Source organism: Ectopseudomonas chengduensis, from assembly GCF_900102635.1.
GTDB classification, from domain to species: Bacteria; Pseudomonadota; Gammaproteobacteria; order Pseudomonadales; family Pseudomonadaceae; genus Aquipseudomonas; species Aquipseudomonas chengduensis.
In genome coordinates, this window is record NZ_FMZQ01000005.1 from 136,465 (window position 1) to 154,666 (window position 18,202).

Below are 18,202 nucleotides of genomic sequence, written 5' to 3' on the forward strand. Positions count from 1 at the left end.
CCATGTCGCATCTCTACAAGGCTTGTCTGCCGGCTCTGCCAGGTAGTTGCCGGGGCGGATCAGCAAACCTGCGGCTGGCAGGGTGTGACCCGTGGTCGCTCGAAGAACAGGAAGAATTGAGGCTACGCTGTACCCTGTGCGGCGCAAGCGAGCGTCTGAATCGTGATGAGTTGGCAATCGAACTGTTCGTTTTCCAGGGCATCGAAAGTTGCATCGCCCGCACGCCCCAAGGGCGCCGTCCTAGCCGCGCAGGCCCGCCGCCATTCCCGGTTTCCGTGCACAAGGAGCTTTACCCGTCAATGCGCTTGATCTGGAAGTCATTCCGCTCGCTCTATTTCGCCACCTTGCTGATGTTGCTCGGCTCTGGCCTGCTCAGTACCTACCTGGCCCTGCGTCTGGCTGACACCGTGGATGGTCTCTGGGTCGGTGCGCTGATGGCGGCCAATTACTTTGGCCTTGTGCTCGGCGGCAAGCTGGGGCATCGACTGATCGGTCGGGTGGGGCATATCCGTGCTTACGTGGCCTGTGCCGGCGTGGTCACGGCGGCTGTGCTGGGCCATGGGCTGATCGAGTGGCTGCCATTCTGGCTGTTTCTGCGCATGCTGGTGGGCCTGGGCATGATGTGTCAGTACATGGTCATCGAGAGCTGGCTCAACGAGCAGGCCGAAGCCACGCAGCGTGGCCTGGTGTTCAGCGGGTACATGGGGGCTTCCTACCTGGGCCTGATTCTTGGGCAGCTGGCGCTGGTGGTGCATCCGACGCTGGGTCTGGAATTGCTCATGTTGGTCGCCCTGTGCTTCGCCTTGTGTCTGGTGCCCGTAGCGCTGACCCGGCGTTTACACCCGGCGCCCTTGCATCCGGCACCGCTGGAGCTGCGCTTCTTCCTCAGTCGCGTGCCGCTGTCGCTGACCGCTATCGCCGTGGCTGGCCTGTTGATCGGTTCTTTTTATGGCCTGGCGCCTTTGTACGCCACTCGGATGGGGCTATCGACCGAGCAGGTGGGGCTGTTCATGGGCAGCTGCATCCTGGCGGGTCTCCTGGTGCAGTGGCCGCTGGGCTGGCTTTCCGATCGACATGACCGCGTGCGCCTGATTCGTGGCTGTTCGGTCTTGCTGCTGCTGGCTGCCTTGCCGTTGGCGGCACTGCCACAGGTATTTCTCGGCCTGCTGTTCGGTGTCGGTTTTTTGGTCAGCATGATGCAATTCAGCCTCTACCCACTGGCCGTGGCCCTGGCCAATGACCATGTCGAGCCGGAGCGGCGGGTATCACTGACGGCCATGCTGTTGGTGACATTCGGTGTTGGTGCCTGCATCGGTCCATTATTGGCGGGTGTATTGATGCGTTTTTATGGCGCCAACATGCTCTATGTGTTTGTCAGTGTCTGTGCGCTGATCCTGGTCTGGCGTATTCGCCCAGAGGTCGTCACCCATCAGCATCAGGTCGATGATGCGCCACTGCAGCATATGGCCATGCCGGGTAACGTCACCAGCTCGCCGCTGGTCGCTGCGCTCGACCCGAGGGTCGATGAGCAGACGGTACAGGAGCAGATGCAGGAGCCAGCTGCGGCGGGCGAGGAGGAGGTTGAGCCGGACGTGAAGCGGGGGTAGTCCGCCGCCAGACTTTGTAGGGTGGGCTTTAGCCCACGGCGGCCTCCCTTGGTGGGCTGAAGCCCACCCTACGGGCTTTGCGCGAATGGAGGGGGTGGGCTCAGAAGGGGCCGTCGCTCTCGGTGCGACGCGCCTCGCGTTGCAGCTGATAGACGAAGCGCTCGACCTGACGTTGCTCAAGGCCGTTCAAGCGATGAAAACGAGTGCCGACGAAGGTCATGTCGACCTTGTCCTCGTATTGCACGTGACGTAACTCCACGGCGCAGGTCATGTTGCCGAAGGGCAGATAGGCGGTGAGTCGCTCGTGTACCTGGCCATTGCTCAATTGCTGGCTGAGGTTGCCGGCGAAACGCAGTTTGCAGCCGGTGGCCGAGATGTCCAGCAGATGGCCTGGCAGCGACTCGCGCAGTTTGTCACCATTGAGTACAACCTTGACCAGATCGCTTTGTTTCAATTGTGCGCGAAAGGCGCTGCGGCGCTGGTGATAGATTACCTCACTGGGTAGCGGCGCCCAGTAGCAGGGGGCTCCCTCGAGCTCGCCGAGCTGCACGTCATGATCACAGGTCCAGGCGACGCGTACCCCGTCGCGAAACGCTTCTATGTTGAAGGTTTCACCCTGCTTGAGAAAACGCTCACCATCGTTGGGGATGATTTCGTCCAGTGCCACGCGAGCACGGTCTTTATCGATTTCAACCAGGTAGCTTTGGAAGCGCAGGTCGCGCCCCTTGAACTGAATGATCAGGGGGTCATGGTTCTGTTGCAGTTGACGCAGGATGGCAATGATCTCGACGGATGTCTTGAGCACCTTGGGCGGCTGAGGACCGCTCTCGTCGTTGAACGCGCTGGACACAGGACGGAACTCTCCGGTTCATGAGCTATAACGGCACTAGCATACTGGCAGAGTGCCTGCATGTCCCTGTGCTTTTTGTTGGGGGATGGCTCAGGCCTGGCTGAGCGGTCTTTGCTGCGCGATTCTAGCGGCACCGCCGCGGCTGTCATAGAGGCCGGGTGTCTCTGCGCCGCGCAGAATACCAAGGACGCTGCCGACCGAGGCCTGGTTGGCGCGAATCAAACGCCCATTGCGTAGATTGGCCTCCTGGCAGCGCTGCAGGAGAGCGGACAGCTCCTCACTGCGTACCAGCAACTGATCACCTACGGAGGACTTGCTCGCCAGCGCAGTGAGCCCTTCGCGATCTGCACTCAGACCGGCGTTTTGCAGCAGACGGCTGCGCTCGTTGCCGTGCTGTTGAAGCAGGGCAAGCAGAGGTTGTTTTTCACTGAGCAGGCTGTCGAGGCGCGGCAGGTCGCGTTCGGTGAGGGCCTGGAATTCGTTATCGATCAGCTCAAGCAATTGCTCGGCGGTGCCGATATCGTTGGTGAAGAGGTCAAGCAAGGCTGTGTCGTTCATGGCGGGCTCTTGGGGGTCGGGCGTCCAACACCCCCAGCGCAGCCCTGAGACTAGCGCTGGGATTCGAAGTCGAGCAGTTTCTGGGCGACGCGTTTGCTGTCGACCTGATAGCTGCCATCAGCAATGGCCTGTTTCAGCTGGGCCACACGCTCCTTGTTGACGATGGGCTGATCACGCAGCTTCTCGCCGATTGTTTGCAACTGCTGTGCCTCACGGCTCAGTTGTACCGATTCACCGCTCTTGGTGTTGGTCTGTTCATCAGTACCGGTGACAGGCGCTTTGTTCGGCTGTGCCGACTCATTGCGATTGCCAGCCTGAGTCGCGCCGGTACGTCCCGCATTGGCGGGCGTATTGGCATTGTTCAGCCGGTTGAAGTCGATGACCATGATGCAGAACCTCGGACGATATGGTGGACGCTTGCCATGCTTCTCGGCTGCTGCCGGGAAAACTTTAGGATTAATTTCATCGCGTCGTTTAACAGTGTAGGGAATCGCCACGTCTTTGCGCTACAAGAAACATGCCTACATGGGTACTTCCACTTGCCCAGGCCCGACAACGCGGGCTCGAACGACTCGCTGCGAACGCAGGTTACGCACGTTGATCTGTTCGCCTGGAGCACCATCGGTCAGAGCTTCGCCGGGCATACGGACACTCACGCTAGCGCCGCGAGCGCTGATCACCACCTGGTCGCCGCGCCGAATGACCTCGGCTATTTGCAGATGAGTCGAAAGAAGAATCTGGTCACTACCGAGCTGGCGCGTCAATTTTTTGCCGATCGCCTGATTCAGGTCGGTGAGAAAGTTCTGACCCAATTGACCGACATCGCGTTCAACCAGGCTCAAATCCGTAGCTTTGACTACGCTCATGCGCTTGAGCGGGCGAGTCAGTACGACAATGGGGCGATACAAGCGCACTTCAGCGGGCACGAATACTGTCCACGGAGCGCTGCCGTCACAGCGCACGCGCGTAGTGACACGGCCCAGCGGCTGCGCCGGGCTTTCCAGCGTGGTGGTCAGCGGCTGATCGCACAGAGGCAGGCGTAACCGTGGGTCGAGACGGTTGACGCGAATCTCATGGCGGCCCTGAATTTCGCTACGCTGTAGATATTCAGTGGTCGCCTGCTCAAGAAAGGCCTCGGTGGCGCCGATAAGTTGTTCAGTGCTGGTGAAGGTGGCAGCCGCCGTAGCGCTGTAGCCGAGTGTCGGCAAAGCGAGTAAAACGGGCAAAGGGGCAAGGCACTTTGCTAGTAGCTGACGGAATGATGACGTTCTCTGCTTCATAAGCAATGCAAAGCAAGCCCCGTGCCGCCTGCTAGGCTCAACGGGGTAGGCGTTACTGGATAAGAAGGAGTCCGGGCATGGCCGGGTTGATGGATTCGGTTAACCAGCGCACTCAGTTGGTGGGACAGAACCGCTTGGAGTTGTTGCTGTTTCGCCTGGAAGGCCCACAGCTTTACGGTATCAACGTATTCAAGGTGAAAGAGGTGCTGCAATGCCCGAAACTCACCATCATGCCCAAATCAAGTCCGGTGGTGCGGGGGGTGGCCAACATTCGCGGGGGCACCATCCCGATTCTCGATCTTTCCATCGCTACCGGCCGTGCCGCGCTGGAAGATCTGAAGACCAGCTTCGTGATCATCACCGAGTACAACACCAAGGTTCAGGGTTTTCTGGTGCGCTCGGTCGAACGTATCGTCAACATGAACTGGGAGGAGATCCATCCGCCACCCAAGGGCACCGGACGCGATCACTACCTGACAGCAGTCACGCGGCTCGACCAGCAGTTGGTCGAGATCATCGATGTCGAGAAGATTCTTGCCGAAGTCGCGCCGACCTCGGAAGTGATCTCCGCTGGCGTCATCGATGATCAGGTGCAGAGTCAGGCGGTGACCAAGCATGTGCTGATCGTCGATGACTCCTCGGTGGCGCGCAAACAGGTTTTGCGCTGCCTGCAGACCGTTGGCGTCGAGGTGACGGCGCTGAACGATGGCCGCGAGGCACTCAATTACCTCAAGAAAATGGCCGACGAGGGGCATAATCCCGACAAGGAACTGCTGATGCTGATTTCCGACATCGAGATGCCCGAGATGGACGGATATACGCTGACCACGGAGATTCGTAGCGATCCGCGCATGCAGAAGCTGCATATCCTCCTGCATACTTCGCTTTCCGGTGTGTTCAACCAGGCGATGGTGAAGAAGGTCGGCGCTGACGACTTCCTCGCCAAGTTCAAGCCGGATGATCTGGCGGCGCGGGTGGTCGAGCGCATTCGGGTAGCGGATGGGGGCTGAGGGACAAACCTTGGTGAACGTTATGGTTGGTGAGGCGGCACTAGTGTCTTCAGGTAATTTGGATTTCGAGCAGTTCCGGACTTTCCTGGAAAAGGCCTGCGGTATTCTGCTTGGCAGCAACAAGCAGTACCTGGTCTCCAGCCGTCTGAACAAGTTGATGGAACAGAACGGCATCAAGACCCTGGGCGAGCTGGTGCAGCGCATGCAGAGCCAGCCGCGAGGCGGGTTGCGCGAGCAGGTGGTGGATGCCATGACCACCAATGAGACCCTGTGGTTTCGCGACACCTATCCCTTCGAGGTGCTCAAGAGCCGTGTACTGCCGGAGTTGATCAAGGCCTACCCGGGGCAGCGCCTGCGTATCTGGTCGGCCGCCTGCTCGTCCGGGCAGGAGCCATACTCGCTGTCGATGGCCATCGATGAGTTCGAGCGTACCAACCTCGGTCAGCTCAAGGCAGGTGTGCAGATCGTCGCCACCGATCTTTCGCCTTCGATGCTGGCCAACTGCAAGTCCGGTGAATACGACAGCCTGGCCATGGGGCGCGGGCTTTCGCAGGAGCGACTGCAGCGCTACTTCGACCCCAAGGGGCCAGGGCGTTGGCAGGTCAAGGCGCCTATCAAGAGCCGTGTCGAGTTTCGCCCACTGAACTTGCTGGATAGCTACGCGGCATTGGGCAAGTTCGACATCGTCTTCTGCCGCAACGTGCTGATCTACTTCTCGGCCGAGGTGAAGAAGGACATCCTCACGCGCATCCATGCCACCCTCAAGCCGGGTGGCTATCTGTTCCTTGGCGCCTCCGAAGCGCTCAATGGCCTGCCGGACAAGTACCAGATGGTGCAGTGCAGCCCGGGGATCATCTACAAGGCCAAATAGGCGCAAGGCATGTTTGGTATCAGCAGCGGGAGGCCTTTGGCCTAATGCCAGTCAGTTAAGCCGTTGCACTCGATCTTTGTAGGAGCCGGCTTGCCGGCGATCCGCCATAAAAAGCATCGCCAGCAAGCTGGCTCCTACGAAAAACGCCCCTCTACTGCAAGTAGGAGGGGGTGGTGACGAACTTATCTGATCAGCATTAGCCTTTGGCCTCCCGTTTGCGTTTCTGGACTCTGAAAACCATGGGCCCGATCGGATAGGTTTCGCCGTAGGCACCAGCGGTTTGGCCTGGTGCAGAAGAACCGATGCGCATCGCGCGCCCCAGGGTTCGGCGGGGCGGCAATCTGTCCGGTTGGCTTTGCCGCTTGCTTGCCAATAGGCGGTAAAGCCTTGCCGCTTTGCCGCTATTTCCCTGTTCGTCATGCTTTAAGCTATTGATTTTGTTGACTTAAATAAGTTGGCACAGCCTTTGCTGAATATCTCGCAACAGAGACTACATGGCCCAAGCGGCAAAGGTTCGGAACATGAGCATCAACTTCGGCAGAGCACTCGGTATTCACGAACAAGCCCTCGGCTTTCGTGCCCAACGCGCCGAGGTGCTGGCCAACAATATCGCCAACGCCGATACGCCGAACTACAAGGCTCGCGATCTGGATTTCGCCAGCGTACTGGCCGAACAGAGCAGCCGCATGCAGCGTGGCGGCGTTTCTCTGAGCCGCACCGATAGCCGCCACATCCCAGCCGAGGGCGTGAAGACCGGCGAAGCCGAGCTGCCGTATCGCACGCCGTTCCACGCGTCGCTGGATCAAAACACCGTCGACCTGCAGATCGAGCAGTCGAACTACGCCGAGAACGCGGTGCAGTTCCAGGCCAGCTTTACCTTTCTCAACAGCAAATTCAAAGGGCTGACTGCAGCCCTGCGCGGCGAATAAGGAGTCAGGCCATGTCCCTTGCCAGTGTTTTCAATATCGCCGGAACCGGCATGAGTGCCCAGAGCACGCGTCTCAATACCATTTCCAGCAACATCGCCAACGCCGAGACCGTTTCCTCGAGCATCGATCAGACCTACCGCGCCCGTCATCCGGTGTTCGCCACCGTGTTCCAGCAGTCGCAGAACAGTGGTAGTGGTTCGCTGTTCGCCGAGCAGGACGAGGCGGGGAGTGGGGTGCAGGTGCTCGGCATCGTCGAGGATCAGAGCAATCTGGACATGCGCTACGAGCCCAGTCATCCGGCAGCGAATGCGGATGGCTACGTGTTCTATCCGAACGTCAATGTGGTCGAGGAAATGGCGGACATGATTTCGGCCAGTCGAGCCTTTCAAACCAATGCGGAAATGATGAATACCGCCAAGACCATGCTGCAGAAGGTTCTGACCCTGGGTCAGTAAGGACATAGCCATGAGCACCACAGAGACTGTTTCCAGCAGCGTGCTGTCGACTTACTCCGGCACCTCGACCAGCAGCACCAACGAATCCAGTTACTCCAGCCTGGGCAAGGATGACTTTCTGATGCTGCTGGTAACGCAGATGAACAACCAGAACCCGCTGGATCCGCAGGACAACAGTGAGTTCGTGGCTCAGCTCGCCCAGTTCAGCAGCCTGGAAAGCCTCACCAACATGTCGAGTTCGATGGACTCGTTGCTGAGTTCCTATCAGTCCTCGCAAGCGCTCCAGGCGTCCTCCTTGGTGGGGCGCAGCGTGACGGTATCGGCCAGTAGTACCTATGTCGATGGCGCCGCCGGCATGACGGGTAGCGTCGTGCTCCCGTCCGCAGCCGATGGTATTTCGGTCGGTGTCTATGACTCGGCAGGCAGTTTGGTCAAGACCATTGCGCTCGACAGCCAGACCAAAGGCGGCAACGTCAGCTTCACCTGGGATGGCACTAACGCCAGCGGAGTGGCGCAGCCGTCCGGCACCTACACCTTCAAGGCGTCGGCCTCGCTGGATGGCAAATCCACGGCCCTTGAGACCTACCTGCCGGCAGCGGTCAGCAGTGTGACGCTGGGTTCTGGAACAAGTGACATGACGCTCAATCTGGCCGGTGTAGGCAGTATTGCGTTGTCCAAAGTAATCAATATCGGCCAGTAAGCGATCGATGTAAGGGAGACGCGAGCATGACATTCAATACAGCATTGAGCGGTTTGAAGGCTGCCAGTTCATACTTGAACGTGACGGGTAACAACATTGCCAACACCGGGACCACCGGCTTCAAATATTCGCGTGCGGAGTTCGCCGATCTCTATGCCAGCAGCATGTTCGGCACGGGGAGCAACTCGATCGGCAGTGGCGTGATCACATCGGATATCGCCCAGCAGTTTACCCAGGGCAATATCAGCTACACCGATAACAGTCTCGACCTGGCCATCAATGGCAGTGGCTACTTTATCGTCAATGACGGTGGTAGCCAGCTGTATACGCGGGCCGGTGCCTTCAAGGTCGACAGTAATGGCAATGTGGTCAACAGCGCTGGCAACAACCTGATGGGCTATGGCGTCGATGCTGACGGCAATCTAGTCAATGGGGTGCTGACCAATCTGGTGGTCGATACCAGTAACCAGGAGCCTAACGCCACCTCGCTTGTCACTCAGAGTCTCGCGCTCAATTCGTCGGCCAGCATACCCACTAGCTCGCCCTTCGATTCTACTGTGTCAACTTCCTATAACTGGTCGACCTCCGTGAGCCTGTATGACACGCAGGGTAACGCCCATACCATGACGCAATACTTCGTCAAGGATGCGAGCAACCAGTGGAGCATGTACGTGCTGGTGGATGGGCGTAACCCGGGCGATCCGACCAGTACGGACCCGTACCAGGCCACGTTGCCGTTCACCACCGCAGGCGCACTGGATACGGACAATATTGTATTTGGTGATTTTGGTGATAATGGCGATGGCACGCTGAGCCTGGCCAACTGGATTCCAGCGACAATCACCGATGCTACGACCGATCCGGTCACCTGGGGCTCCAATGGCGCTGCTGCCAGCGCTACCGGCGTTACCCTGGATCTGCGCAAGGCAAGCCAGACCAACACCAACTTCGCAGTGAACAGCTTGGCGCAGGATGGCTACACCACCGGGCAATTGTCGGGTTTGTCCTTCGATGAAACCGGGCAATTGTTTGCCACTTACACCAATGGCAAGTCCGAGGTGATCGGGCAGGTGGCCCTGGCGACCTTTGCCAACATGCAAGGCCTCACCCCGGTTGGTGGCACGGCCTGGAGGCAGTCGCTGGCCTCTGGTGAGCCGGTGATCGGGACGCCGACTTCCGGTACGCTCGGTTCGATTGCGGCGGGGGCGCTGGAAGACTCCAACGTCGATCTGACAGGGCAGCTCGTCGACCTGATCGTGGCGCAGCGCAACTACCAGGCCAACGCCAAGACCATCGAGACCGAGAACGCGATCGCGCAGACGATCATCAATATCCGTTGATGATTTCGGCGGCAGATTCTTGCCGTCTCCATTGTTGAAGCCTCTCCTTGCGAGAGGCTTTTTTCTTTTAAAAACAGTAGCTTAATATTTATTTTTGGTTGTGGCACGTACCTTGCTAAAAACCATGTGATTGTGGTTTTTCAGGCGGAGGTCGAGATGGACAAGTTGCTGTATGTGGCGATGACGGGTGCCAGCCAGAACGCCCTGGCACAGAAGGCTCATGCCAACAACCTGGCGAATATCTCTACCAGCGGATTTCGCGCCGACCTTGAGCAGGCGCGTGCCATGCCGGTTTTCGGCGACAGTTATCCGGCGCGCGTGTATGCGATGTCCGAGCGCCCCGGCACCGACTTTACGCCAGGTGCCTTGCAGGAAACCGGGCGTGATATGGACGTCTCCATCGAGGGAGACGGCTGGATCGCCGTGCAGGCCCCCGATGGCAACGAGGCGTATGTGCGCACCGCCAGCTTGACTGTCGATGCGCTGGGCGTGTTGCGCACCGGCAATGGTTTGCCGGTCATGGGCAATGCCGGGCCGATTGCGGTACCGCCTGAGCAGAAGGTGGAAATCGGCCAGGACGGCACCATCAGTATCCGCGCCCTCGGTGAGGCCCCAAACGTATTGGCCGAAGTCGACCGGATCAAGTTGGTCAACCCCGATACCGCGCAAATCCGCAAGGAAACCGATGGCTTGATCCACTCGCGCACAGGCCAGCCATTTGAAGCAGATGCCAATGTACGCCTCAATTCTGGGTTCCTCGAAAGCAGTAACGTCAGCGCGGTCGCCGAGATGACCTCCATGCTGGCGCTTTCCCGGCAGTTTGAATTGCACGTGAAAATGATGAACACGGCCAAGGAAGGATCAGAGTCCATGGCCCGGATCATGCAAGTCAGCTAATGAGTTCCGCCCGGCGAGGGCGAGGAGATAGACATGCTTCCAGCATTATGGGTCAGTAAGACCGGCCTCTCCGCACAGGATATGAACCTGTCGGTGATTTCCAACAACCTGGCGAACGTATCGACCACCGGCTTCAAGCGTGATCGTGCCGAGTTTCAGGATCTTCTCTACCAAATTCGCCGTCAGCCAGGTGGCCAGACGACTCAGGACAGCGAGTTGCCATCGGGTCTGCAATTGGGCACCGGGGTAAGGATCGTCGGCACGCAGAAAAACTTCACCTCTGGCAGTCTGCAGACCACCGATCAGCCGTTGGATATGGCCGTCAACGGCCGTGGCTTCTTTCAGGTGCTGCTGCCTGATGGCACCGTATCCTATTCGCGCGACGGTACTTTTCACCTTAACTCCGATGGGCAGGTCGTGACCTCCAACGGTTTTGCCCTGGAGCCTGCCATCGTCGTACCCGCCGAGACCCAGACGTTCACCGTCGGTGAGGATGGAACGGTTTCGGTGACCACTGCCAATAATCCGGCGGTTCAGGTCATCGGCAATCTGCAGACGGCCGACTTCATCAACCCGGCTGGGTTGCAGGCCATCGGTAACAACCTGTTCCTGGAAACTGCAGCCAGCGGGGCGCCCCAAGTGGGTACGCCGGGCCTCAATGGCTTGGGCACCGTGCTGCAGAACACCCTGGAGAACTCCAACGTCAGCGTGGTTGAGGAGATGGTCAATATGATCACCACCCAGCGTGCTTATGAGATGAACTCCAAAGTGATTTCCACGGCTGACTCGATGCTGCAGTTCGTCAATCAGAATCTCTGATGCTGATTGAGCTGGGTGCAGCATGAGCGTCTGTGATGTGAGGTATGCAATGAAAGGTCTTTATATTCTTTTGCCGTTCTGCGTGTCGTTGTTTGGCTGCATGGCGCCAACGCCCAAAGCCGACGACCCCTATTACGCGCCGGTGCTACCACGCACGCCATTGCCGGCGAGCGCGACCAATGGTGCGATCTATCAGGCCGGCTTCGAGACCAATCTGTACGATGATCGCAAGGCGTTTCGCGTCGGTGACATCATTACCATCACGTTGGAAGAGCGTACCCAGGCGAGCAAGGCGGCCAGTTCCGATATCAGCAAGGACAGCTCGGCCAATATCGGCCTGACCTCGCTGTTCGGCGGTGCGGTATCGGCGACCAATCCGCTGACGCGCAACCCCATGACGCTGAGCTCCGAGTTCAGCGGCACTCGCAGCAATCAGGGTGACTCCTCCGCAGCGCAGAGCAACAGCCTCAGTGGTTCGGTGACGGTGACGGTGGCGGAAGTGCTGCCCAACGGTGTGCTGGTGGTGCGTGGCGAGAAGTGGCTGACGCTCAATACCGGCGATGAAATGGTACGTATCTCCGGGCTGGTCCGCGCCGACGATATCTCCAGCAGCAATACCGTATCCTCGACCCGTATCGCCGATGCCCGGCTGACCTATTCTGGTACCGGTTCGTTTGCCGATGCCAGCCAGCCAGGTTGGTTGAGTCGTTTCTTCCTGAGCCCGATGTGGCCGTTCTGAGGGGTATGAATATGAAATGGCCCCTGACCTTTGTGGCTGCGAACTCTGCTCGCCAAGCCTTTACCGATGCCCGGATTCGCGAGCCGAAGAAGGGCTGCGTGCGTGAAGCGCAGAGCACGTCCTGCCGCCGGCAGTTCGCGGTTGCTCATCGTGGTTACCGTCACCGTGGCGCCAACGACTGGTTGCTGCTGGTCATCATGCTCGCGTGCATGCTGCTGAGCCTGCCGACGCAGGCCGAGCGCCTCAAGGATCTGGCATCCATTCAGGGCGTGCGCAGTAACCAGCTGATCGGTTACGGCCTGGTCGTGGGCCTCAACGGTACGGGCGACCAGACCACCCAGACACCGTTCACCGTCCAGACCTTCAATAACATGCTGGCGCAGTTCGGCATTAAGGTGCCGGCAGGTGGCAACGTGCAGCTCAAGAACATCGCGGCTGTATCCGTGCATGCTGATCTGCCTGCATTCGCCAAGCCCGGGCAAACCATCGATATCACCATTTCATCCATCGGTAATGCCAAGAGTCTGCGCGGTGGCAGCTTGCTGATGACGCCACTCAAGGGTATCGATGGCAACGTTTACGCTATCGCTCAGGGCAACCTGGTCGTGGGTGGCTTCGATGCCAGTGGTGCCGATGGTTCGCGTATCACCGTCAACGTACCTTCTGCCGGCCGTATTCCTGGTGGTGCTACGGTGGAACGCCCGGTGCCGAGCGGTTTCGATCAGGGCAACTACCTGACCCTGAACCTCAATCGCCCCGACTTCACCACTGCCAAGAACATCGTCGACCAGATCAACGATCTGCTCGGCCCTGGCGTCGCCCAGGCCATCGATGGTGGTTCGATTCGCGTCAGCGCGCCGCTCGACCCTAACCAGCGTGTCGACTATCTGTCGATTCTGGAAAACCTGCAGGTCGAGGCGGGTAAGGCTGTGGCTAAGGTCATCATCAATTCGCGCACTGGCACCATCGTCATTGGCCAGGACGTCAAGGTGCAGCCGGCAGCCGTGACCCATGGCAGCCTGACCGTGACCATCACCGAAGACCCCATCGTCAGTCAGCCAGACGCCCTTTCCGGTGGGCAGACGGCCGTAGTGCCTCGCTCGCGCGTGGGGGCGGAAGAGGAGGCCAAACCGATGTTCAAGTTCGGCCCCGGCACCAGCCTTGATGAAATCGTGCGTGCGGTAAACCAGGTGGGCGCAGCGCCTTCCGACCTGATGGCCATTCTGGAGGCGCTCAAGCAGGCAGGCGCGCTCCAGGCTGACCTGATCGTTATTTGAGGTGGCCCTATGAATACCTTGCTCGGTGGTACACGTACGGTCAGCGACTCTGGGGCTTATACCGATCTCAATCGCCTGGCCGGCATGAAAAATGGCGAACAGCGCGACAGCGAGGGTAACGTTCGGCGTGTCGCTCAGGAGTTCGAGGCGCTGTTCATCAACCAGATCTTCAAGTCGATGCGTTCGGCCAACGAGGCGGTTGCCAAGGACAGTCTGTTCGACAGTGATACCACGCGCCACTATCAGGAAATGCACGATCAGCAATTGTCCATCAGCCTGTCACGCGAGGGTGGGGGCATTGGCTTGGCCGATGTTCTGGTACGGCAAATGAGCCGTCTGCGTGGTGAGCCTGCGCGCAGCAGCCCCTTTGGTACTGTCGTGCAGCAGGGTGAGTCGGGCGCAGACAAGGCGAGCAGCAAGAATGCAGACGAGGCGCCTGTGTCGCAGGCTGCGCTGCTCAACCGCCGGCGCCTGTCGCTGCCGTCACGCCTGGAAGATCGTCTGCTGGCAGGCATCGTCTCCAGCAGCGAGGGTCAGCTCAATAACGGTGCTGACTGGGTGGCGAAAAAGGACAGCAGCGAGAAGGCGCTCGCCGAACCCCAGAAGACGACGCCACGTAGCGTGGCTCAGCCACCACTGGCCAAGGGCAAGGCGGCATTCGCTTCGGCGCAGGACTTCGTGCAGACCATGCTGCCACTGGCTCAGGAGGCGGCCGATCGTATCGGCGTCGAGCCGCACTACCTGGTAGCGCAGGCGGCGCTGGAAACCGGCTGGGGCAAGTCGATCCTGCGGCGCAGTGACGGCGACAGCAGCTTCAACCTGTTTGGCATCAAGACCCATGGGCAGTGGCAGGGCGAGGCCGCGCGCGCCGTGACCAGCGAATACCGTGAAGGCCAAATGGTGCGCGAAACCGCCAGTTTCCGGGCGTATGACTCGTACAAGCAGAGCTTCCACGACCTGGTGGATTTCCTGCAGAGCAACCCGCGTTATCAAAATGCGCTGTCCAAAACGGATAACTCGGAGACGTTCGTGCGCGAACTGCAGGCAGCCGGTTATGCCACCGACCCGCAGTACGCCCGCAAGATCAATCAAATCGCACGCAAGATCGATGCAACCTACCAGACCATCGCCCGCAGCGATGTGGCAACAACACGGACGCTTTGAGGTGATTCATGGCTGATCTTCTCTCGATTGGCGTTTCCGGCCTGCGTGTCAGCCAGACCGCGCTGTCCGTGACCGGTAACAACATCACCAATACCGATACCGCCGGCTACACCCGCCAGCAGGTGACCCAGGTTTCCAATGCCTCGCAGAAACTGGGGGCGACCTATCTTGGCAGTGGCGCCTCGATTACCGACGTGCGGCGTATCTACAGCGATTTCCTGACGACGCAGGTGCGTACCGCGACGGCGCTGGACGGTGATGCGCAGACTTATCTGACGCAGATCAACCAGGTCAACTCACTGCTGGCCGACAGCACCACCGGTATCACCGCCGTGATGGCGAATTTCTTCGCAGCCCTGCAGACCGCCGCAGCCAGCCCGACCGATACCGCCTCGCGGCAGTTGTTGCTGACCCAGGCCAATACCCTGAGCGAGCGCTTCAACTCGATCTATGGTCAGTTGTCGGATCAGAACGGCTACATCAATCAGCAGCTTTCCAGCATGACGCAGCAGGTCAACAGCCTGGCCGCCAGCGTGGCGGGATACAACCAGGCCATCATGAATGTGTCGGCGGCTGGTGGTTCGCCCAACGATCTGCTCGACAAGCGCGACGAGGCCGTGCGTGAACTCTCCGAGCTGATCGGCGTCACGGTGGTGCAGCAGGACGGCAATTACAACCTGTTCATCGGCAATGGACAGCCGCTGGTCGTCGGTAATGCGGCTTCGACGCTCAATGCGGTGCCGAGTACCGAGGATCCTGCGCGTTACTCGCTGCAGCTTAGCCAGAACAGTTATTCAACGCTGGACGTCACGTCCTCGATCACCGGCGGGCAGATCGGTGGGTTGCTGCGTTACCGTGAAGATGTGCTCGACACCACCATGAATGAACTGGGGCGTCTGGCGTTGGTGGTTTCGGATCAGATCAACAGTCAGCTGGGGCAGGGGCTCGACCTCAATGCCGAACTCGGCGCCATGCTCTTTGGCGATATCAATGATCTGACGCTGCAGCAGCAGCGCAGCCTTGCGCAGACCGGTAACAGCGACACCACCGGTAATCTGCGCGTGTCCATCGAGGACACCAGCAAACTCAGCGCCAGCGATTATGAAGTGACATTCAACAGTGCCACCGGCTACAGCGTAAGACGGCTGTCCGATGGCAAGGACATGGGCACCTTTGACCTCACCGACTCGCCGGCACCGGTGATCGATGGTTTTTCGCTGCAGCTCGATGCGGGCACCGTCGCAGCAGGGGACAAATTCACCATCCTGCCCACTCGCTATTCGGCCGGCGACATCAAGGTCACCATGACCGATGCCAACCAGTTTGCATTGGCGGCGCCACTGAGCGCCACGCTCACCACGGGCAACGTGGGCACAGGCAGCGTGACTCAGCCAACGCTGACCACTCTGATCGACATTTATGACAGCGCCGCTGTCGCGGACATGCAGGCCAGCCTCGAGAACGGCATGCCGATCAAGCTGGTGTACGATGCGGCCAGTGGTGGCGCTCAGGGTTATACCCTCTACGATGCTTCCGGTAACAACATTGGTACGGGCAGCATTGTGCCCGGGCAGAGCAACAAGGTCACCGTCAATATCGCCGCCAATCCTCCGACGGTGCCCAGCGCTTATTCATTCGAGATGACCCTGGCGGGCTCGCCGGTAGCTGGCGATAGCCTGAGCATCGCCTTCAATGCCGAAGGCAGCAGTGACAACCGCAATGGTCTGGCCGTGTTGGCCCTGCAAACCAGCAATACCGTGGCGGTCAATGGCAACAGTGGCATGAGCCTGACCACCGCTTACAGTTCGTTGATCGAAACCGTTGGCGCCAAGACCAATCAGGCAAAAATGGATGCCTCGGCAACCGAGGCTATCCTTACCCAGGCCACTACCAGCCAGCAGTCGCTGTCTGGCGTGAACCTCGACGAAGAGGCGGCCAATCTGATCAAGTTCGAGCAGTACTACACGGCGGCCTCGCAAATCATTAAAGTTGCTCGCTCCACGTTCGATACACTCATCAACAGCTTTTGAGGCCTGACGACATGAGCACGCGCATCTCCACACCGCAGATGTTCTATTCCAACATCTCCGGTTACCAGAAGGGTTATGCCGATATCGTCAAGACCCAGCAGCAGATTTCCAGTGGTGTACGTATCCAGACGCCGGCTGATGATCCGGTCGGGGCCGCCCGCCTGTTGCAGCTCGATCAGCAGCAGGAGCAGCTCAAGCAATACAGTACCAACATGACCACTGCGACCAACTCGTTGACCAATGAAGAAGCGCTGCTCACATCGGTGACCAATATCTTGCAGAAGGCGCGAGAGCTGACCGTGCGGGCCGGCGGTGGTTCGCTTTCCGACGAGGATCGCAGCGCCATTGCCAGTGAGCTGGATCAGATCACCGATCAGCTACTCGACCTGATGAACAGCAAGGATGCCAGTGGTAACTACATTTTCGCCGGTTCCAAAAGTGGCGTTCAGCCCTTCGTACGTAACCCCGATGGCTCGGTGACTTACCAGGGTGACCAGACCAGTCTCAGTCTGCAGGTGTCTGGCTCCGGTTCGCTGGCCATCAACGACAGTGGCTGGAGCATCTTCGAGAATGTGGTCAATGCCAGTCGTACCCAGTCGGGACTGGACAATGATCCCAACACCGATGGTCAGCGTGTCTACCTGTCTCAGGGCTTGGTGGCCAATACCACTCAGTACAACAAGAGCTTTCGCGATGGTCAGCCCTATACATTGGAGCTGGTCAGCAGTACGCAATTTCGCATCCTGGATGTCAACGGTAATGACGTCACCAGTGAGGCGTCTTCCACATCCGGCTCATTCGACCCAGTGGCCATCGATGGCACTACCATCAACTTCCGAGGGGCGACCTTCGAGCTCGACGTCGCCTTGCAAGACAGCGACGGTGAGGGCAGCCTGGATGACCTGCTGACCGGCTACAGCTTCACCTTTGGCGTGGCGGCGACTGAAGTGGCGATTACCCGTAGCGCCAGCAATACCAGTACGGCGCAGATCACCTCCGGCAGCGTCACCAACCAGACTGCATACACCACTCAGTTTCCCAGCAATGGTGTGCAGATTCGTTTCACCAGTGCCACGGACTACGAGGTATATGCCCAGCCCGTGCTTAGCGGTAGCACGCCGATCAGCAGTGGTGCGCTGTCCGGGACGTACCCGGATACCATCAGCTTTGCCGGGGTGGAGCTGCAGATCAGCGATGCCGCTGCGGCTGGCGACACCTTCGTGGTGCAGGGGAAATCGGCGGAAACCCAGAGCATCTTCGAAACCATCACCAGCCTCAGCGCCACGCTCAAGACCCCGGTTGCCGGTGACACTGCTGCGCAGTTGGCGTTGCGTGATGCAGTTGCTTCGGCAATCAGCAACCTGGACAACGGCATGAATCAGGTGTCTGCGACTCAATCTTCGATTGGCGCCCGGTTGAATGCGATCGATACCCTGACCACCGAGAACGAAAGCATGCAGATCAGCAACACCAGCAACCAGTCATCCATCCGCGATACCGATATGGCCGAAGCCATCTCCAAGCTGGTGCTGCAGCTGACCAAGCTGGAGGCGGCGCAGGCTTCGTTCGTGCGGATTTCTCAATTGAGCCTGTTCAACAAGCTATGATGGCTATCTGAAGTAGTGAGTCTGGCTGGTTTCTTGCTGGACTCCCCTCGCTAGTCAAAAAAGTGGCAG

General features: G+C 59.1%; 18 protein-coding genes. 14 read left to right on the top strand and 4 right to left on the bottom strand.

The features are described from left to right. Positions 1-299 precede the first annotated feature (299 nt). Positions 300-1,607, top strand: a complete 1,308-nt coding sequence (locus BLS08_RS10370; protein WP_055986504.1) for an MFS transporter — start codon at positions 300-302, stop codon at positions 1,605-1,607. Positions 1,608-1,707: 100 nt separating this feature from the next. Here the strand turns inward: BLS08_RS10370 and BLS08_RS10375 are convergent, their stop codons facing one another. The 4 genes from BLS08_RS10375 to flgA form a co-directional block, all read right to left on the bottom strand. Further along, complete coding sequence (locus BLS08_RS10375) at positions 1,708-2,457, bottom strand: flagellar brake protein (protein ID WP_090336563.1); 750 nt, start codon at positions 2,455-2,457, stop codon at positions 1,708-1,710. 90 nt (positions 2,458-2,547) lie between these two features. Further along, the gene (locus tag BLS08_RS10380) at positions 2,548-3,015 is read right to left on the bottom strand and encodes a flagella synthesis protein FlgN (protein WP_003460689.1); all 468 of its coding nucleotides are present in this window, start codon (positions 3,013-3,015) and stop codon (positions 2,548-2,550) included. Positions 3,016-3,065: 50 nt separating this feature from the next. Beyond that, a complete protein-coding gene (gene flgM, locus BLS08_RS10385; protein ID WP_003460690.1) occupies positions 3,066-3,401 on the bottom strand; it encodes a flagellar biosynthesis anti-sigma factor FlgM in 336 nt (111 codons plus the stop codon). Positions 3,402-3,536: 135 nt separating this feature from the next. Beyond that, positions 3,537-4,295, bottom strand: coding sequence for a flagellar basal body P-ring formation chaperone FlgA (flgA, locus tag BLS08_RS10390; RefSeq protein WP_074856809.1), 759 nt, complete (start codon positions 4,293-4,295; stop codon positions 3,537-3,539). Positions 4,296-4,372: 77 nt separating this feature from the next. On the opposite strand from flgA, the gene BLS08_RS10395 reads away from it, so the two are divergent. From BLS08_RS10395 to BLS08_RS10455, 13 genes are all read left to right on the top strand, one after another. Further along, on the top strand, positions 4,373-5,305 hold the full coding sequence (locus tag BLS08_RS10395) for a chemotaxis protein CheV (RefSeq protein ID WP_090336567.1): 933 nt from the start codon (positions 4,373-4,375) through the stop codon (positions 5,303-5,305). Positions 5,306-5,348: 43 nt separating this feature from the next. Further along, positions 5,349-6,176: a protein-glutamate O-methyltransferase CheR gene (cheR, locus tag BLS08_RS10400; RefSeq protein WP_039964674.1), complete on the top strand. Its 828-nt coding sequence runs from the start codon at positions 5,349-5,351 to the stop codon at positions 6,174-6,176. A 521-nt stretch (positions 6,177-6,697) separates the two neighbouring features. After that, a complete protein-coding gene (flgB, locus tag BLS08_RS10405) occupies positions 6,698-7,105 on the top strand; it encodes a flagellar basal body rod protein FlgB (RefSeq protein ID WP_055986489.1) in 408 nt (135 codons plus the stop codon). An 11-nt stretch (positions 7,106-7,116) separates the two neighbouring features. Next, positions 7,117-7,560, top strand: a complete 444-nt coding sequence (gene flgC, locus BLS08_RS10410) for a flagellar basal body rod protein FlgC (RefSeq protein WP_055986486.1) — start codon at positions 7,117-7,119, stop codon at positions 7,558-7,560. A gap of 10 nt (positions 7,561-7,570) precedes the next feature. Beyond that, entirely contained in the window at positions 7,571-8,260 is a 690-nt protein-coding gene (locus BLS08_RS10415; protein WP_055986483.1) for a flagellar hook assembly protein FlgD, read from the top strand. Between the two features lie 26 nt (positions 8,261-8,286). Next, positions 8,287-9,600: a flagellar hook protein FlgE gene (flgE, locus tag BLS08_RS10420; RefSeq protein ID WP_055986480.1), complete on the top strand. Its 1,314-nt coding sequence runs from the start codon at positions 8,287-8,289 to the stop codon at positions 9,598-9,600. A 156-nt stretch (positions 9,601-9,756) separates the two neighbouring features. Beyond that, positions 9,757-10,497, top strand: a complete 741-nt coding sequence (locus BLS08_RS10425; protein ID WP_055986477.1) for a flagellar basal body rod protein FlgF — start codon at positions 9,757-9,759, stop codon at positions 10,495-10,497. 33 nt (positions 10,498-10,530) lie between these two features. After that, positions 10,531-11,316 (top strand): flagellar basal-body rod protein FlgG, encoded by a 786-nt coding sequence (flgG, locus tag BLS08_RS10430; protein WP_055986476.1) that lies wholly within the window; start codon positions 10,531-10,533, stop codon positions 11,314-11,316. Between the two features lie 49 nt (positions 11,317-11,365). Further along, on the top strand, positions 11,366-12,055 hold the full coding sequence (gene flgH, locus BLS08_RS10435; protein ID WP_055986472.1) for a flagellar basal body L-ring protein FlgH: 690 nt from the start codon (positions 11,366-11,368) through the stop codon (positions 12,053-12,055). A gap of 197 nt (positions 12,056-12,252) precedes the next feature. Continuing rightward, positions 12,253-13,332: a flagellar basal body P-ring protein FlgI gene (locus BLS08_RS10440; RefSeq protein WP_055986601.1), complete on the top strand. Its 1,080-nt coding sequence runs from the start codon at positions 12,253-12,255 to the stop codon at positions 13,330-13,332. A 9-nt stretch (positions 13,333-13,341) separates the two neighbouring features. Beyond that, positions 13,342-14,496 carry a flagellar assembly peptidoglycan hydrolase FlgJ gene (flgJ, locus tag BLS08_RS10445; protein WP_055986468.1) on the top strand — a complete coding sequence of 385 codons (1,155 nt, stop codon included), beginning with the start codon at positions 13,342-13,344 and terminating at the stop codon, positions 14,494-14,496. 8 nt (positions 14,497-14,504) lie between these two features. Beyond that, positions 14,505-16,526, top strand: a complete 2,022-nt coding sequence (gene flgK, locus BLS08_RS10450) for a flagellar hook-associated protein FlgK (protein WP_055986465.1) — start codon at positions 14,505-14,507, stop codon at positions 16,524-16,526. A gap of 11 nt (positions 16,527-16,537) precedes the next feature. After that, the gene (locus BLS08_RS10455; protein ID WP_055986462.1) at positions 16,538-18,133 is read left to right on the top strand and encodes a flagellar hook-associated protein 3; all 1,596 of its coding nucleotides are present in this window, start codon (positions 16,538-16,540) and stop codon (positions 18,131-18,133) included. Positions 18,134-18,202 lie beyond the last annotated feature (69 nt).

Bases quoted from the DNA above. Each gene is read 5' to 3' on its own strand.
- BLS08_RS10370 (WP_055986504.1), top strand. From the start codon at position 300: ATGCGCTTGATCTGGAAGTCATTCCGCTCGCTCTATTTCGCCACCTTG.
- BLS08_RS10380 (WP_003460689.1), bottom strand. From the start codon at position 3,015: ATGAACGACACAGCCTTGCTTGACCTCTTCACCAACGATATCGGCACC.
- flgM (WP_003460690.1), bottom strand. From the start codon at position 3,401: ATGGTCATCGACTTCAACCGGCTGAACAATGCCAATACGCCCGCCAAT.
- flgA (WP_074856809.1), bottom strand. From the start codon at position 4,295: ATGAAGCAGAGAACGTCATCATTCCGTCAGCTACTAGCAAAGTGCCTT.
- BLS08_RS10395 (WP_090336567.1), top strand. From the start codon at position 4,373: ATGGCCGGGTTGATGGATTCGGTTAACCAGCGCACTCAGTTGGTGGGA.
- flgB (WP_055986489.1), top strand. From the start codon at position 6,698: ATGAGCATCAACTTCGGCAGAGCACTCGGTATTCACGAACAAGCCCTC.
- flgC (WP_055986486.1), top strand. From the start codon at position 7,117: ATGTCCCTTGCCAGTGTTTTCAATATCGCCGGAACCGGCATGAGTGCC.
- BLS08_RS10415 (WP_055986483.1), top strand. From the start codon at position 7,571: ATGAGCACCACAGAGACTGTTTCCAGCAGCGTGCTGTCGACTTACTCC.
- flgE (WP_055986480.1), top strand. From the start codon at position 8,287: ATGACATTCAATACAGCATTGAGCGGTTTGAAGGCTGCCAGTTCATAC.
- BLS08_RS10425 (WP_055986477.1), top strand. From the start codon at position 9,757: ATGGACAAGTTGCTGTATGTGGCGATGACGGGTGCCAGCCAGAACGCC.
- flgG (WP_055986476.1), top strand. From the start codon at position 10,531: ATGCTTCCAGCATTATGGGTCAGTAAGACCGGCCTCTCCGCACAGGAT.
- flgH (WP_055986472.1), top strand. From the start codon at position 11,366: ATGAAAGGTCTTTATATTCTTTTGCCGTTCTGCGTGTCGTTGTTTGGC.
- BLS08_RS10440 (WP_055986601.1), top strand. From the start codon at position 12,253: ATGCTCGCGTGCATGCTGCTGAGCCTGCCGACGCAGGCCGAGCGCCTC.
- flgJ (WP_055986468.1), top strand. From the start codon at position 13,342: ATGAATACCTTGCTCGGTGGTACACGTACGGTCAGCGACTCTGGGGCT.
- flgK (WP_055986465.1), top strand. From the start codon at position 14,505: ATGGCTGATCTTCTCTCGATTGGCGTTTCCGGCCTGCGTGTCAGCCAG.
- BLS08_RS10455 (WP_055986462.1), top strand. From the start codon at position 16,538: ATGAGCACGCGCATCTCCACACCGCAGATGTTCTATTCCAACATCTCC.